The 15,660-nt window shown below is 69.0% G+C and carries 16 protein-coding genes; 8 read left to right on the top strand and 8 right to left on the bottom strand.

The genetic code is table 11. The features are described 5' to 3' along the window. Positions 1-8: 8 nt before the first annotated feature. The gene (locus tag ACWAUG_RS00870) at positions 9-350 is read right to left on the bottom strand and encodes a metallopeptidase family protein (RefSeq protein ID WP_460800709.1); all 342 of its coding nucleotides are present in this window, start codon (positions 348-350) and stop codon (positions 9-11) included. A 152-nt stretch (positions 351-502) separates the two neighbouring features. Here ACWAUG_RS00870 and ACWAUG_RS00865 point away from each other — a divergent pair, with 152 nt between their 5' ends. From ACWAUG_RS00865 to ACWAUG_RS00850, 4 genes are all read left to right on the top strand, one after another. Continuing rightward, complete coding sequence (locus ACWAUG_RS00865; protein ID WP_298037715.1) at positions 503-709, top strand: DUF3499 family protein; 207 nt, start codon at positions 503-505, stop codon at positions 707-709. Between the two features lie 100 nt (positions 710-809). Further along, the gene (locus ACWAUG_RS00860; RefSeq protein WP_460800555.1) at positions 810-1,733 is read left to right on the top strand and encodes an efflux RND transporter periplasmic adaptor subunit; all 924 of its coding nucleotides are present in this window, start codon (positions 810-812) and stop codon (positions 1,731-1,733) included. After that, a complete protein-coding gene (locus tag ACWAUG_RS00855; protein ID WP_460800554.1) occupies positions 1,730-2,524 on the top strand; it encodes an ABC transporter ATP-binding protein in 795 nt (264 codons plus the stop codon). Before ACWAUG_RS00860 ends, ACWAUG_RS00855 begins: the two co-directional genes overlap by 4 nt. Continuing rightward, complete coding sequence (locus ACWAUG_RS00850; protein ID WP_460800552.1) at positions 2,521-3,735, top strand: ABC transporter permease; 1,215 nt, start codon at positions 2,521-2,523, stop codon at positions 3,733-3,735. Before ACWAUG_RS00855 ends, ACWAUG_RS00850 begins: the two co-directional genes overlap by 4 nt. A 20-nt stretch (positions 3,736-3,755) precedes the next feature. Here the strand turns inward: ACWAUG_RS00850 and ACWAUG_RS00845 are convergent, their stop codons facing one another. Then, positions 3,756-4,565: an RDD family protein gene (locus tag ACWAUG_RS00845; RefSeq protein WP_460800550.1), complete on the bottom strand. Its 810-nt coding sequence runs from the start codon at positions 4,563-4,565 to the stop codon at positions 3,756-3,758. A gap of 16 nt (positions 4,566-4,581) precedes the next feature. Between ACWAUG_RS00845 and ACWAUG_RS00840 the strand changes: the two genes are divergently transcribed. Continuing rightward, a complete protein-coding gene (locus ACWAUG_RS00840; protein ID WP_298037727.1) occupies positions 4,582-5,574 on the top strand; it encodes a stage II sporulation protein M in 993 nt (330 codons plus the stop codon). A gap of 27 nt (positions 5,575-5,601) precedes the next feature. Here the strand turns inward: ACWAUG_RS00840 and aqpZ are convergent, their stop codons facing one another. Continuing rightward, a complete protein-coding gene (gene aqpZ / locus ACWAUG_RS00835; protein ID WP_298037729.1) occupies positions 5,602-6,366 on the bottom strand; it encodes an aquaporin Z in 765 nt (254 codons plus the stop codon). A gap of 132 nt (positions 6,367-6,498) precedes the next feature. Between aqpZ and ACWAUG_RS00830 the strand changes: the two genes are divergently transcribed. Continuing rightward, on the top strand, positions 6,499-6,936 hold the full coding sequence (locus tag ACWAUG_RS00830; RefSeq protein ID WP_298037732.1) for a Fur family transcriptional regulator: 438 nt from the start codon (positions 6,499-6,501) through the stop codon (positions 6,934-6,936). A gap of 47 nt (positions 6,937-6,983) precedes the next feature. After that, positions 6,984-9,206, top strand: a complete 2,223-nt coding sequence (gene katG / locus ACWAUG_RS00825; RefSeq protein WP_298037735.1) for a catalase/peroxidase HPI — start codon at positions 6,984-6,986, stop codon at positions 9,204-9,206. Between the two features lie 71 nt (positions 9,207-9,277). Here the strand turns inward: katG and ACWAUG_RS00820 are convergent, their stop codons facing one another. From ACWAUG_RS00820 to ACWAUG_RS00800, 5 genes are read right to left on the bottom strand one after another with little or no spacing between them, the layout of a single operon-like run. After that, positions 9,278-10,585, bottom strand: coding sequence for a DUF58 domain-containing protein (locus ACWAUG_RS00820; protein WP_460800548.1), 1,308 nt, complete (start codon positions 10,583-10,585; stop codon positions 9,278-9,280). A 1-nt stretch (position 10,586) separates the two neighbouring features. Beyond that, the gene (locus tag ACWAUG_RS00815; RefSeq protein WP_298037836.1) at positions 10,587-11,510 is read right to left on the bottom strand and encodes an AAA family ATPase; all 924 of its coding nucleotides are present in this window, start codon (positions 11,508-11,510) and stop codon (positions 10,587-10,589) included. Positions 11,511-11,560: 50 nt separating this feature from the next. After that, positions 11,561-12,760, bottom strand: a complete 1,200-nt coding sequence (locus tag ACWAUG_RS00810) for a DUF4350 domain-containing protein (protein WP_298037740.1) — start codon at positions 12,758-12,760, stop codon at positions 11,561-11,563. Then, complete coding sequence (locus ACWAUG_RS00805; protein WP_460800546.1) at positions 12,757-13,413, bottom strand: DUF4129 domain-containing protein; 657 nt, start codon at positions 13,411-13,413, stop codon at positions 12,757-12,759. Before ACWAUG_RS00805 ends, ACWAUG_RS00810 begins: the two co-directional genes overlap by 4 nt. Beyond that, positions 13,410-14,798, bottom strand: a complete 1,389-nt coding sequence (locus ACWAUG_RS00800) for a hypothetical protein (protein WP_298037746.1) — start codon at positions 14,796-14,798, stop codon at positions 13,410-13,412. Before ACWAUG_RS00800 ends, ACWAUG_RS00805 begins: the two co-directional genes overlap by 4 nt. Positions 14,799-14,971: 173 nt before the next feature. Here ACWAUG_RS00800 and mtrA point away from each other — a divergent pair, with 173 nt between their 5' ends. Then, positions 14,972-15,652: an MtrAB system response regulator MtrA gene (gene mtrA, locus ACWAUG_RS00795; RefSeq protein WP_298037749.1), complete on the top strand. Its 681-nt coding sequence runs from the start codon at positions 14,972-14,974 to the stop codon at positions 15,650-15,652. Positions 15,653-15,660: the final 8 nt, after the last annotated feature.

Below are 15,660 nucleotides of genomic sequence, written 5' to 3'. Positions count from 1 at the left end.
CGACCGGATCACCCGAAGTCGGGGCCGAACTCCCACGGGTCCTTGCCGATGTACTCCGCCGCGGCGCGGAACACCGCGCTCTCGATCGCGATGCGCCGGTGCGCGCCGTCATCATGGCCGGAAGGCAGCAGGCGCTCGATCGGGATGCGGAAGAGAACGATGCGGCGCCCCTCACGATCGAGAAGCCAGCGCGGGATGCCGTCGGCATCGTGAGCCTGGGGCAGATCGCCGATCTCGAAGCGGACCTCCTGCAGCTCGGGCCACGTGCCGCGCAGGAACTCCACCGCGTTCCCGATCGTGCGATCGAAGCGGTCGATGCGCCCGTTCAACGGCGGCAGGGGAGGGCGCACGACCTCGCTGCGCCCCAGTCGTCCGTGACGACCGTGACGGGCACCGCGGCGCGCAGCGGCGCGGTTATCGGAGGGGCGGGCCATGAACCAAAGTCTAGGCCGTCCCGCGCGGCATCCGACGGGCCCCTCGCGCGCGCCCTACGCTGACCGTGATGAAAGAACGACTGTGCTCGAAGGCGACCTGCGCGCGCGAAGCAGTGGCGACGCTCACGTTCGACTACGGCGACCGGATGGCGGCGCTCGGCCCGCTCGGGGAGAACGACCACCCGCACGCGCACGACCTGTGCGCCCAGCACACCGATCGACTGTCGGTGCCGGCGGGATGGGTCGTGATCCGGCACGAGACGATGCGCTTCTGACGGCGAGGGCGTATTCAGAACGATGCGCTCTTCGGAGCCGGCGGGAATCTCGCTATCCTGACTCCGGACGCGTCACAGAGGGGCCTCCGGAGAGGCACATGTGATCATCTGGCGTCGATGGATCTTCCCGATCCTGCTCATCCTCGTCTTCGGGGCGTGCGCTGCAGGGCTCATCAAGCTCGCCTTCTTCCCGGCCGCCGCTGATGCGATGCTCAGTCCTGAGGCGGGGATCTCCGATCCCGTCGTCTCGGTGGAGCGCGGTTCAGTCATCAACGAGCTCGGCCTCGACGGCAACGTCGCCCGCAACGACTCCTATCCGGTGCGCAGCGAGACGAACGGCACGGTGACGGACGTGAAGGTGTCCAATGGCGCCGCCGTCACCGCGGGCCAGGTGCTCTTCACCGTCAAGCAGGACTATCCCGAGCGATTCGTCGACATCGTCGCACCGGCTGCCGGCGACCTCTCCGAGATCAGTGTGATCAAGGGGCAGGACGTCTCGGTCGGCGGGGACGTCGCGACGTTGACGCCGAACAGCTATCACCTGCTCGCCACGGTTCAGCCCGTGCAGCTGTACCGCCTCGTCAATGCGCCGAGCGAGGCCACGGTGACGATCACGGGCGGACCCGCTCCGTTCACCTGCACCGGCGTCTCCGTGCAGGTCAGCGGAGAGGGCACGGCGAGCGTGCGGTGCGCGATCCCGGGGGATCAGACGGTCTTCGCGGGGCTTCCGGCACGGATCGATCTCGCCCTCGGCCAGGTCGACGACGCGCTCGTCGTCCCGGTGACCGCGGTGCAGGGCGGGGCCGAGTCCGGACTCGTCTGGATCGACGGCGGTGAGGGCGAGCCCGAGGAGCGCGACGTCGTGCTCGGGGTCAACGACGGTGTGTTCGTCGAGGTCGTCGAAGGGCTCGAAGAGGGCGACATGATCCGCGAGTTCGTGCCCGGGTTCGTCGCGCCGACCGAGGAGTACTGCTACGAAGTCGCCCCCGGCGAAGAGTACTGCGAGAGCGGGATGACCTGGTGAGTCTCGTCACTCTGGAGGACGTCACCAAGAGCGTCCTCCTCCCCGATGACTCGCGCCTGGAGATCCTGCGCGGCATCAGCCTGTCGGTCGGCGCGGGAGACCACGTGTCGATCGTCGGCCGATCCGGATCGGGGAAATCGACGCTCCTGAACATCCTCGGCATGCTGGATGCTCCGACCTCCGGCACCGTCGCCTTCAACGACGTGCCGGTGCATCGGATGGGTGCAGGGCGCCTCGACCGGCTGCGCGGCGCGAACGTCGGCTTCGTCTTCCAGCAGTTCAACCTGCTGGCCGGGCGCACCGCCCTCGACAACGTCATGATGCCGCTCGGACATGCGAAGGGACGCCTGTTCTGGAATCGCCGGGAGATCGCGACCGAGATGCTCGAGCGCGTCGGCCTCGGGCACCGGATCGGACAGGTCGCCGACCGCCTCTCGGGCGGTGAGCAGCAGCGCGTCGCGATCGCCCGAGCGCTGGTGCGCAAGCCCATGCTGATACTGGCGGATGAGCCCACCGGTGCGCTCGACATCGACACCGGAGCATCCGTCATGTCGCTGCTGGACGAGGTGGCCACCGAGACGGATGCCGCGCTGGTGACGATCACGCACGATCTGCATGTCGCGGCACGGGCGCGCAGGCACTACCGCCTCGACGCGGGCCGGCTCGAACCGGTCGACCTCGGCCGGGCCTTTGAAGCATCGACTCTCGCCGGGCCGGGCCCGGTTACGGAACCGGCGTTGGAACCACCCGCGCAAGCCGACGCCGTCATCGATGAGGAGATGACGGCATGACCGGGTTGATCGGCGCGCTCGCGGACGCCTGGTCGGAGATCCGCGTCCATCGTCTGCGCGTGCTGCTGAGCCTCATCGGCATCGCCGCCTCGGTGGGCGCGTTGACCACGGTGATCGCGATCTCCGAGTATCAGCAGCAGTCCCAGATCGAGCAGTCCGACCGCTACGGCGGACGATCCGCGACGATCGCGGTGTCCGTTTCCGATGACACGGGCGCGCCCGTCGACTTCGTGGCATTCGATGAGCGCTTCGACCGCGTCGCCGAACGATTCGGATTCAGCCATGCCGCGCGCATCGTCGATCCGATCACGCTGCGAGCGGAGCTTCCCCGCGGAGCCGTCGACGTCGAGGGCCGTCTCATCGATCCGCAGTACTCGGTGATGCACCGGGAGAAGCTGCTGGAGGGCCGCTGGTTCCGTCCCGGCGATGAATCGGCCCTCGCACCGCCCGTCGTGATCACCGAGCCGCTGTGGGATGAGCTGGGGCGCATCCCGATCTCCCAGCATCCGACGATCCGGCTCAGCGGGGACGAGGGCGGGGTCTATCAGATCGTCGGCGTCACGGCCAAGCAGGGGATCTGGGACGAGCAGCTGCGCGTCGACGTGCTCTACGACGCCTACATGTCGCGTGTCGACCAGCTGCCCGAGGGGACGTGGCCACGGCATGAGGTCTGGCTCTCGGACGAGCAGGTGGCCGAGATCGCCCCGGTCCTCGCCATGGATCTGCGTGCCGGGCTCCCCGACGGGCAGACGGTGCGGATCGAGCGCACAGACTGGGCCTCTCAGCCCGGCTTCGATGACGTCTCGGCGACTTTCGAGCTGATCACCGGCGGGATCGCGGGACTCATCCTGGCGCTCGGCGCGCTGAGCCTCATCAACATCCAGCTCGTCGCGATGCGCCAGCGCGTGCGCGAGATCGGCGTCCGGCGCGCTTTCGGCGCGACCTCCGGGCGGATCTTCGTCTCCGTGCTGCTGGAGAGCCTCGTGGCGACGACCGTTGCCGGCGTGATCGGCATCGCCCTGGTCGTGGCTGTGCTGCGGTCGGACTGGGTGGTGCCGGCGATCTTCGGGGAGATGCAGGACACCCCGCCGTTCCCGATGCGTGCGGCGATCACGGGCCTCGTGGCCTCGGTCATCGTCGGCGCGATCGCCGGATTCATCCCTGCTCTGGTCGCGCTGCGCGTGAAGGTGATCGACGCGATCCGCTTCTGAGGATGCGTGCCGGTCGATGGTCAGACGCCGACGCGCCGACCGGTGAGCTTCTCGACGCGGGCATCGGCGATCGCCAGGGCACGGCGCTCGCGTTCGCGGCGGAGCGCGGTGATCGCGATGAGGACCTGCTCGGGGTGTGCGGCGGGCTGCGGCGAGATGAAGGCGGATGCCTCGTCGACGAGCTCCTGCGCGATGCGGGCCCGCGCGGGCGGCGACATGCGCTCCGCGTGCTGGAGGAACTGCGAGATGCGCCGTGCCAGACGGTCGGGCATGCGCGCCACATCGGCGATCTGCGCCCACCCGGCGAGGGCCTGCGGTATGACGGGGGAGAGCGCGGTCAATCGCGGCGTGCGCACGCGCTGGCTGTATGTGCCGGCGACGAGGTCGCCCAGGCGCTGCGAACGCGCCGTGAAGGCTCCGGTGAGCAGCGCGATCGCCCCGACCGTCATGTAGATCTCGAGAACACCGATCAACGCGCGGATGAACGCGTGGCGGAAGCCCGCCGCCCCGCCGTCCAGCCGTACGATGCGGCCGCCGACGGCGAGTTTTCCGAGGCTGCGCCCGTGCAGGGCGACCTCCAGCACGATCGGCACGATCACGAAGCACACGACCATCGCGACGATGGCGAGAATGCCGTCGATCGACGAATCGCCGATGCCCCGGTCGAACACCCAGAAACGCAGCCACAGGAACAGGATGAACAGGATCCAGCCGACGGCCATGTCGATCGCGGCGCCCAGAGCGCGCATGAAGAACCCGAGGGGCTGAACATCGATGGCGACGGCTTCGCCGGACAGCACCTCGTCCGCGGTGTCGATCGGCGTAGACATAGGTACAGTAAATCAGGTGGATGCCGATGCCTTGACCGATGCGCGCCGTAGTGAGTGGGAACGGCTCGACGAGCTCAGCCGCCAGAAGCTCGACGGCGCCGGCGTCGATGAACTGATCGTCCGCTACCGGGCGGCATCCGCGGATCTCGCCGAGCTCAAGACCTCGGTCGGGGACTCGCCGCAGGGCGCCTACGTGTCGCTGATCCTCGCGCGGGCCCGATTGCGACTGACGGGCGCCTCCGACAGCATCCTTACCCAGATCACCCGATTCTTCGCCGATCAGCTGCCCGCGGCCTTCTACCGGCTGCGCTGGACGACCCTCGTGATCGCGCTCGTGTTCATCGCGGTCGTCGCAGGCGTCGCCGTCTGGATCTCTTCGGACCCCGCGCTCGTCGCGGCCCTCGGGCCCGCCGATCTACTGCAGCAGTACGCCGATGAGAGCTTCACCGGCTATTACACCGAGAACCCCGCCGCGGTCTTCGCGGGAATGGTGTGGACCAACAACGCGTGGATCGCCGTGCAGTGCGTGCTGTTCGGAGTGACCGGCATCTGGCCGATCTACGTCATCGTGCAGAACGCCTTCGGCGTCGGCGTCTCTGCGGCGGTCATGGCCGCTCACGACCGCGTCGACGTCTTCGTGCTTTACATCCTCCCGCACGGCATGCTCGAGATGACGAGCATCTTCGTCGCCGCCGCCGGCGGGCTGCACCTGTTCTGGGCATGGGTCGCGCCCGGGCACCGCACGCGTGCGGCAGCGCTCGCCGAAGAGGGCCGGGCACTGGCAACCGTGGCGATCGGCCTCGTGTTCGCCCTGTTCCTCTCCGGTCTCGTGGAGGGTTTCATCACCGGATGGTCGCTGCCATGGCCGATCAAACTGGGCATCGGCGCCGCGGCGTTGGCCGTGTTCCTCGTCTACATGCTCGTCGTCGGCGGGCGCGCCTATCGGCGAGGGGAGCGGGGCGACCTGCTGGAACACGAAGCGGGCACGCCCCGGCTCGTCGCCGGATGACATGCCCGCTTCGCCTGGTGCGCTGAATCAGAGGATCTTCGTACCGTCCAGCAGCGTCTTGTATGCGAAGCCGGCGATGAGCGCTCCGACGATGGGGAACACGAGGAACACCCACAGCTGCGACAGCGGTCCCACGCCGCCGTACACCGCTGCGGCGATCGAGCGCGCCGGGTTCACCGAGGTGTTGTCGACGGGGATGCTGATGAGGTGGATGAGGGCGAGCGTCAGGCCGATCGCGAGGCCGGCGAAGGGCGTCGGGCGCAGCTTGTGCGTGGTTCCGAGGATGACGAAGAGGAACACCGCGGTGAGGATCACCTCGATGATGATCGCCGACCACATGCCGAACCCTGCGGGCGAGTGCTCGCCCCAGCCGTTGCTCGCGAACCCGGAGTCCTGAGCGTTCGTCAGCCATCCTTCCGGGCCGAAGAGGCCGATCAGCACGAGGAAGGTACTCGCCGCCAGCCCGCCGACGATCTGGCAGATGATGTAGCCGGGGACCTCGCGCCAGGGGAGACGTCCTGCTGCGGCGAGCCCCAGGCTGACTGCCGGGTTGAAGTGTCCGCCGGAGATCGGGCCGAAGGCGTAGACGCCGACGACCACGGTGAGGCCGAACGCGAGGGAGACCGCGACGTAGACCGCGGAACCGGAGCCCGGGTCGGTGAAGTGGTTCGAGGCGAAGATCGCCGTACCGACGCCGCCGAAGACCAGTAGGAAGGTGCCGAGCGCTTCGGCGATGAGTTTCGCTCCGGTGGACGGCACCGGAGGAGCGGCTTCGGCGAGTGACTCGCTCATGGAATTTCCTCTCTTCTGCACCCGGCGAGAACCGGATTCTGGCCACATCATCCACCCGGTGGCGGGGGAGCACGGCAAGGACTCGCCAGGAATGCTTTTCTTTAGTGAATCAAAATAAGGTACGATGGAGTCATGTCCACAACGCATCCGATCCCCTCCGCCGAGGAGATGATCCGCACAGCGGGTCTGCGCGTCACGCAGTCGCGCCGAGCCGTCTTGGATGCGCTGCGCGACAACCCGCACGCGAGCGCCGACGATATTCTCGCCGCGGTCCGACCCGAGGTCGCCTCGACCAGTGTGCAGTCCGTCTACAACGCGTTGAACGACTTCGCCGCGGCGGGTCTCGTCCGCCGAATCGAGCCCGCGGGGCATCCGATGCTCTTCGAGCTGCGCGTCGACGACAACCATCACCACCTCGTCTGCACGGTGTGCGGCGCGGTGCGCGATGTGGAGTGCGCGGTGGGCCATGCCCCGTGCCTGACCCCGTCGCACGACCACGGTTTCCGCATCGCAGCCGCCGAGGTCACCTACTGGGGCATCTGCGCGGGCTGCGCCGATGCCGCATCCTGAACTTCTCCTCTTCCCCTCACCTCGCCCAACCCTATGGAAGGACTCTCATGACTGAGAACGCACCTGTTGACGCCGGCGAATGCCCCGTCATCCACAACACGACGGATGCTGCAACCGCAGCGGTCGCCGGTGGAACGACCAGCCGCCACTGGTGGCCGAACAGCCTGAACCTCAAGGTCCTCGCGAACAACCCGGCCGAGCGCAGCCCGATCGGCGAGTTCGACTACAACGCCGCCTTCGAGGCGCTCGACCTCGACGCGGTCAAGGCCGACATCGCCGAGGTGCTCACCACCTCGCAGGAGTGGTGGCCCGCCGACTTCGGTCACTACGGCCCGCTCATCATCCGCATGGCCTGGCACTCCGCCGGCACCTACCGCGTCACGGACGGCCGTGGCGGTGGCGGCACCGGGCAGCAGCGCTTCTCGCCGCTGGACAGCTGGCCCGACAACGCCGGTCTCGATAAGGCCCGTCGTCTGCTCTGGCCCATCAAGAAGAAGTATGGCCAGTCCATCTCCTGGGGCGACCTCATGATCCTCGCCGGCAACGTGGCGCTGGAGAACATGGGCTTCGAGACCTTCGGCTTCTCGGGCGGACGCCCGGACGTCTGGGAGCCGGAAGAGGCCGTCTACTGGGGTGACGAGAAGACCTGGCTCGCCGATGACGGCCGCTACGGCGAGGGCGAGCGCGAGCTCGACGCACGTCTGGGCGCCACCCAGATGGGCCTCATCTACGTCAACCCCGAGGGCCCCGCGGGCCACCCGGACCCGCTGGCCTCGGCCAAGGACATCCGTGAGACGTTCGGCCGCATGGCCATGAACGACGAGGAGACCGTCGCGCTGATCGCCGGTGGCCACACCTTCGGCAAGACCCACGGCGCCTCGACCGCCGACGACCACGTCGAGGCCGAGCCCGCGGGCGCCGACCTCGAGATGCAGGGCCTGGGATGGAAGAACAACTTCGGCACCGGCAAGGGAGACGACCAGATCGCCTCGGGCATCGAGGTCACCTGGACCTACCACCCGACCCGCTGGGACAACGAGTTCTTCCACATCCTGTACGCCTACGACTGGGAGCTGTTCACCGGCACCGGTGGCGCGCACCAGTGGCACCCGAAGCACGGCGCCGGTGCGGACATGGTCCCCAAGGCCCACTCGGACGCCCGTCAGGAGCCGCGCATGCTCACCAGCGACATCGCGCTGCGCACCGACCCCGAGTACGACAAGATCTCGCGCCGCTTCAAGGAGGACCCGCAGGCCTTCGCCGACGCGTTCGCCCGTGCCTGGTTCAAGCTGACGCACCGCGACCTCGGCCCGAAGACCCGCTACGTCGGCGCAGAGGTCCCCGCTGAGGACCTCATCTGGCAGGACCCGGTGCCCGCCGTCGACCACGAGCTGATCGACGACGCGGACGCCGCGGAGCTGAAGAAGCGCGTCCTCGCGACCGGCCTCTCGGTCAGCGACCTCGTGTGGGCCACCTGGGCTGCGGCGAGCTCGTTCCGCGGCAGCGACAAGCGCGGCGGCATCAACGGCGCCCGCATCCGTCTCGCTCCGCAGAAGGACTGGACCGCCAACAACCCCGAGCGCCTGCAGAAGGTCCTCTCGGCACTCGAGGGCGTTCAGGAGGCCTTCAACGCCGAGCAGACCGGCGGCAAGAAGGTCTCCCTGGCCGACCTCATCGTCCTGGCGGGCAACGCCGGCGTCGAGAAGGCCGCGGCGGATGCCGGATACGACGAGACCGTCGTGTTCCACCCCGGCCGCACCGACGCCACGCAGGAGCAGACCGACGTCGAGTCCTTCGCCTGGCTCGAGCCCGTCGCCGACGGCTTCACGAACTACTACAGCCGTGCAGCGCACATGCCGCAGGAGTTCCAGCTCGTCGACAAGGCGAACCTGCTCACGCTGACCGCTCCGGAGATGACCGTCCTCGTCGGCGGCCTCCGTGCGATCAACGCGAACTGGGATGGCTCCGAGTACGGCGTGTTCACGGAGCGCCCGGGCGTGCTCACGAACGACGTGTTCGTGAACCTGCTCGACCTCGGCACCGAGTGGAAGGCGCTCGACCCGGGCAAGCAGGCCTACGAAGGACACAAGGTCGCCGGCGGCGACCTCGTCGGCCGCGGCACCCGCGTCGACCTGCTGTTCGGCTCGAACTCCGAGCTGCGCGCCCTCGCCGAGGTTTACGCCTCGGACGACGCCGCCGAGAAGTTCGTGAAGGACTTCGTCAAGGCGTGGGGCAAGGTCACCGAGCTCGACCGCTTCGACCTCGTCTGATCCCCTGACGAGGAACGGCCCGCACCGAGAGGTGCGGGCCGTTCCTCGTTCCACGACGGAGCCGGGAAGCGTCAGAGGCGGCCTGCCGCCTTCAACTCGAGGTAGCGGTCGGCGATGCGCGGCGGCAGATTCTCGGGGTCGGCGGCGATGGCCTCCCCGCCCGCGCGACGGACCGCATCGGCCACGTTCTCGGCGTCACGCATGGTGCGCTCGGCCGCGGCGGCCAGATATACGTCCTCGCGCGAATCGCGTCGTTGCGCGACGGCACCGATCGCATCATCCGTCACCGAGCCCACGAGCACAGTCGTCGCACGGGAAGCGTTCGGGAAGGCCCCGAGGAAGCCGCGCGCCGACTCCGCGGCATCCTGTGCGGTGAGAACGACGATGAGGGAAGGGCGCGTCGTCAGCGAACGGATCGCGCCGAAGGCGCCGCCCCAGTCGGTATCGACGAGACGCGCGTGCACGGGGGCCATGGCATCCGTCAGCGCCGGCAGCAGACCGACTCCGTCGACTCCCGTGACCCGCCCGCGGACGGTCCGGTCGTACATCAGCAGGTGCACATGATCGCCTGCTCGAGAGGCGAGAGCCGCCAGCAGCAGGGAAGCCTCGAGCGAAGCATCCAATCGGGTTCCATCGCCCACACGCGCCGCCGCAGTGCGCCCGGTGTCGATGAGGATCACGACATGGCGGTCGCGCTCGGGGCGCCACGTGCGCAGCATCGTCGTTCCCGCACGCGCCGTCGCCCGCCAATCGATCGAACGCACATCATCGCCGCGCACGTACTCGCGCAGCGAGTCGAACTCCGTTCCCTGACCGCGCACCTGGATGCTCGTGTTGCCGTCGAGCTCGCGCAGGCGCGCGAGCCGGGAGGGCAGATGCTTGCGGCTGGCGAAGGCGGGGAGCACACGAACCGCACCGCGCACATCATGGCGCGCCTGTCGCCCGCCCAGGCCGAGCGGCCCCCGCGAACGGATCACGACGAACTCGCTCACCAGCTCACCGCGTCGGCGGGGGAGCAGGGGCACGCTCACACGCCCGCGCTCACCCGGCGGGACCCGAAGGGCGAGACGCTGCGACGATGCCCCGGCCGTCGGCTGCCACGCATCGCGAACACGCGCGTTCAGCGTGCGGACGCCGTGATTGTGCACCGCGACGCTCGTCTCGACCGGCTCCGACAACCGCGCGCGCGCCGGTACCCGGCGGCTGACGGTCAGCGACTTCGCGCTCGCCGCGAGGATCACATCCAGCACCAGCAGCACGGCGCACAGCAGGAGCCAACCGGCGAGCGCCGCCCATACGGGAACGCCCGCCGTCGCGAGGGCGACGAGCGGGACGACACCGACCCCGACGATCAGGGCGAGACGGGAAGAGAGGAACACCTTAGAACGGCACCCGGGTCTGCTGGATCACCGAGGCGAGCACAGCATCGGCCGATACGCCCTCCATCTCGGCATCCGGTCGCAGCTGAAGACGGTGGCGCCACACGGGCAGGAGCATCGTCTGGATGTGGTCCGGCGTCACCGCGGTCGATCCGTTCAACCAGGCCCAGGCCTTCGCGGCCGCGAGCAGGCCCGTCGAAGCACGAGGGCTGGCGCCCAGCAGCACGGACGGCGATTCGCGCGTGGCGCGGGCGAGGTCGACGACATAGCCGAGCACCTCATCCGTCACGGCGACGCGGGCCGCGGCATCCTGTGCCGCACGGATCTCGTCGGCGGTGACGGCCGGCTCGACACCCGTCAGCGCCCGCGGCGAGAACCCGCCCGAGTGCAGGCGCAGCACCGTGACCTCCGCATCGCGCTCGGGCATGCCGACGACGAGCTTCATGAGGAAACGGTCCAACTGGGCCTCGGGCAACGAGTATGTTCCCTCGTGCTCGATCGGGTTCTGCGTGGCGGCGACGATGAACGGATCGGGCAGATCGCGGCTGGTGCCGTCGGCGGAAATCTGACGCTCCTCCATGGCCTCCAGAAGCGCGGCCTGCGTCTTCGGGGGCGTGCGGTTGATCTCATCAGCCAAGAGCACGTTGGTGAAGACCGGGCCCGCGCGGAACTCGAACTCACCGGTTCGCGCGTCGTAGACGAGCGAACCCGTCACATCGCCGGGCATGAGGTCGGGGGTGAACTGGACGCGCTTCGTGTCCAGGCCCAGGGCACGCGCGAACGAGCGCACGACGAGCGTCTTGGCGACGCCCGGCACACCCTCGAGCAGAACGTGACCGCGCGAGAGCAGGCACACGAGGAGCCCGGTGACCGTGCCGGCTTGGCCGATCACGGCCTTGTCGACCTCGGCGCGGACGCGGTGCATCGCCGCCCGCAACTGTGCATCGTCCAGATGCGTCGGGGGTGCGGTTTCGGTCACGGGGTGTTCCTTTCCACATGGGCGGCGGTGTCGACCGCCGCCTCGAGTTCGGAGAGCCGACGGGCGGCGTCGACCAGGTCGGGATCGCTCGTCGGCAGGGAGCCTGCGAGGAGATCGTAGAGGGAGCCGCGCGGGATGCGCAGACGATCGGATGCCGCATCGGCGACCTCCGCGGGGGTGGCGGATGCCGCGAGCCCGAGGCGGGCGGCGAGACGTCGCAGCGACCCCTCGCGCAGCGCCTGGGCGGCATGGGCGGCGTCGCCGGCCCGTGCCGTCAGGCGAGCGCGCCCCTGCATCGTCTCCGAGGCGCGGACGGTGACCGGCAGAGTCTCGGCGACGAGCGGACCGAAGCGCTGTCCGCGGGCGACCGCGGCGACCGCGCCGGCGACGATGAGCAGCAGGATCGCCGGGGTCACCCACTCGGGCGTCAGCTCCGCCAGCGACGGTGCCTCCTGCGCCTCGATGTCGGAATCGGCGTACGAGGGCACGTACCAGACGATCTTCTCGGCCTGGGCGAGCAGGGCGATCCCGAGTGCCGCATTACCGTCTTCGATGAGAGCATCGTTGCTGAACAGTGCGCCGGCTTCGAGTAGCAGCGTCCGGCCCGAACCCCGCTCATCCACGAGCAGCCCGGCACCGCCATCCGCATCGACGAAGCATCCGGTCACGCCCGCCGCAGGGGAGAAGAACCGTTCGGGGCGGATGCCGCCGACATTCGCCAACTCCGGCAGCGCGCACACCGCGCTGAGCGGTTCGTGCGTCGCACCCACCGTGTTCTCGCCGATCTCGAGCAGCCGCAGCATCCGGCTCGACGCCGAGAGGACGACGGCATCGTCCGCACCGTCGAGGAGTTCCAGGACGGCATCATCGCTCAACGCGAAGGGGTCGCTCATGACGAGCATCGCACCATCGTCCAGGGCCGCCATCGCTGCCGACCGGGTGCGCACCACCGAGATATCGGTGCCCTGGTCTCGCAGAAGCTCGGCGAGAGCCAGACTCCCGCTGCCCTTCGCGCTCTCCGGGTCGAGCGCGTTCCGGCTCTCCGGTGCGCTGATCGCGAGGGCGCCGACGACGAGCGCGAACAGTGCGGCGACGGCGATCAGCCCGACCCAACCGGCCAGAGCGCCCCACCGGCGCGCCGGCTTCGCCGCCGTGCCGACCGGTGGTGCGGACTCGTGCGCGTCGAGAACAGTCATGCGGAGACCGCCTCCCCGGGCGATACCGGCAGCGGGGCGCTCATGAGCAGCTCATCCGTGCGCGCCAGCTCCTGATAGCTCTCGGCCGAGGCCGGCCGACGCAGATAGCGCACATCGTCGAAGGCACCCGCCGCGGCCGTGAGCGCGTCCCGATGGCCCTCGAAAGCCCGCGCCGACTCACGGGCGAGGGACTGCGCGGTCGCACCCGGCGACGGATCGATCACATCGCGTTCGATAAGCCCGCGCGCGAGCCCGCGGAACCGGAGCACCGTGGCCGCATCCCAGTCCTCGCGCTGGGCGGCGCGCTCAGCGTCTGCCCGCAGCTGGGCTGCAGAGCGGTCATCGCGCTCTCCGAGCAAGTCCGTCACGCCCCGGCGCATCCGCTGCGAACGACGGGGCCGTCCCCACAGGATCAGCACGGTGACGAGCGCGGCGACGAGCACGATGATCATGATGACCAGAGCGAACCCTCCCGCGCTCTGCCCGGTCTCTGCGGAGAACAGGCTCGCGATGAAGTCCGCGACATCCTCGGCGAGGCGGTCGAACCACGTCGGCTTCGCGGCGGCGTAGCGCGGGTTCTGCAGCTCCTGCTCGGCGAGGCGGCGGGCCTCCTCGGCATCCGGAGCAGCGGGATCGAGATCGAACGGGGTCATGCAGAGCCCGAGCCAGGTGCGGCCCACCCGCTCGCGGGGTCAGCAGGCGCGGGAGCGGGGTTCGTCGGCGCCGGAGGTGCCGGAGGCGGCGGCGCCGGCTGCGCAGTCCGGGCCGTGTGCGCCGGATTCTGCGCCTGCCCGGCATACGGCGGGTACTGCGGCATCGGGGGCACGGGGTACTGCGGCGCGGAATACGGCTGATCCGCGTAGGACTGGGGCGGATAGGCCTGGGGCGGATACGGCTGAGGCCACCCGGCCGGTGCAGCGGCGTATCCGGGCATCTGCTTCGGCGGCGGCGCGCTGCTCACCGCACGCGCGGGGTCGACCGAGAACGGGTCGCCCAGCTGATCGGCGGGAACGCCCATGTCGCGCCGCTCCACATATCGGATCAGGCTGTGATCGAGGCCCTCGTAGCGCATGCGCGAATCGAGATAGAGGAAGACGCCGGCGGCGCACACCACGACGATGGCGATCGCCTGGAGCACGTAGACGAGCAGCTGCGGTGCGATGGTGCCGAGGAGGTAGATGGCGATGCCCGAAGCGTCCGTGGGACCGGTCGGGGAGATCACCGAGCCGACGAGGGAGCCGACCAGGGACAGCGGGATGCTGACCACGCTCACCGCGGCGCTCATGATCGTGTTCACGAGGAAGATGACGCCGAATGTGTTCCAGAACCGGCCGCGCGTCAGTCGCCATGAGCGCACGAGGGCCGGTCGCAGGGCCTCGCGCTCGAGGACGAGCACCGAGGGAACGAGAACGAGCTTCGTGCTCAACCAGATCCACAGGGGGATCGCGCCCAGCACGACGATGATGCCGATCAGCACGGCCAGCCCGACGCCCGCGCCGTCTCCGCCCACGCCCGCCACGACGCCCAGCGCGATGATGCCGCCGATCACGGCCAAGATGATGAGGGCTGCGAGGGTCTGCAGCACGCTCCAGCCGATCAGGCGCCACAGCGACGGGCGCATCGTGCGCCACAGTTGACCGAGTCGGGGCTTGTCGCCGAGTGCCGCATAACCGATGTTCGCGGCGATCACGCCCTGCATGACGGCCGTGAACCCGAGGCCGACGAAGCTCATCGCCAGAACGACGATCCCGTTGATCGCGATCGTTCCCCACATGACCGGCAGGAAGTCCGGGTCGGACGGCGACAGGGACTCCAACCGCAGGAAGGTGGCGATCGCGACACCGCCCACGACGACGAGCGTGATCACCGCGATGACGAGCTGCAGCACGATCGCGAAGCCGAACAGCACCTTGGGGTTGTGCCGGAGAGCGGCGAAGGGCTTTCCGATCAGGGCCCCGAAGGTCAGAGGGTGAAGGGGGATCAGACCGGGCTTCGGAGCCGGTGTCCATCCCTGCGTGTTCATATTCTGTGCGCTCAAGACGCTCCCTCCGATGCTGCAGAATCCATCGTGTCACATCCTCCGATGCCCGCCGGGAAATCACGCCGAGCCGCTTCCGTGATCGAAACGTTGTCATGAAGTACGCTGAAGGGAATCGCGCCGTCCCGGATGAGGGTCGGGGCGCATGGCAAGAAAGATGAGGCTGGGACCAGATGACCTCACGGATCCTCGTGGTCGACGACGACACCGCGCTCGCCGAGATGATCGGCATCGTGCTGAGAACCGAGGGGTTCGAGCCGGTGTTCTGCGCCGACGGCGCCCAGGCGGTCGACGAATGGCGTGCACAGCGCCCTGATCTCGTCCTGCTCGACCTCATGCTCCCGGGCATGGACGGCATCGAGATCTGCACGCGCATCCGCGCCGAGTCCGGCATCCCGATCATCATGCTCACCGCACGCGGAGACACCGCCGACGTGGTCCGCGGCCTCGAAGTGGGCGCTGACGACTACATGGTCAAGCCCTTCAACCCGAAGGAGCTCGTCGCCCGCATACGCACCCGCCTGCGACCCGTCGCCGAGACGACCAGCGAGGTGCTGCGCATCGGAGACCTCGTGGTCGACGTCGACGCGCATGAGGTGCGCCGCGGGACCACGCCGATCGCCCTGACGCCACTGGAATTCCAGCTGCTCGTGGCGCTCGCATCCAAACCCCAGCAGGTGTTCTCCCGCGAGATGCTCCTCGAGCAGGTATGGGGCTACCACTACAAGGCCGATACTCGCCTCGTGAACGTGCACGTCCAGCGCCTGCGCGCGAAGGTCGAGCTCGATCCGGACGCTCCGAAGATCGTCATGACCGTGCGCGGCGTGGGGTACCGGGCCGGAAGCGTCATCTGAGGGGCCGA

The sequence above is a fragment of the Microbacterium sp. GXF6406 genome (assembly GCF_054798215.1).
Note: the sequence above shows the minus strand (reverse complement) of the source record. Positions and strands in the feature narration are given on the sequence as shown.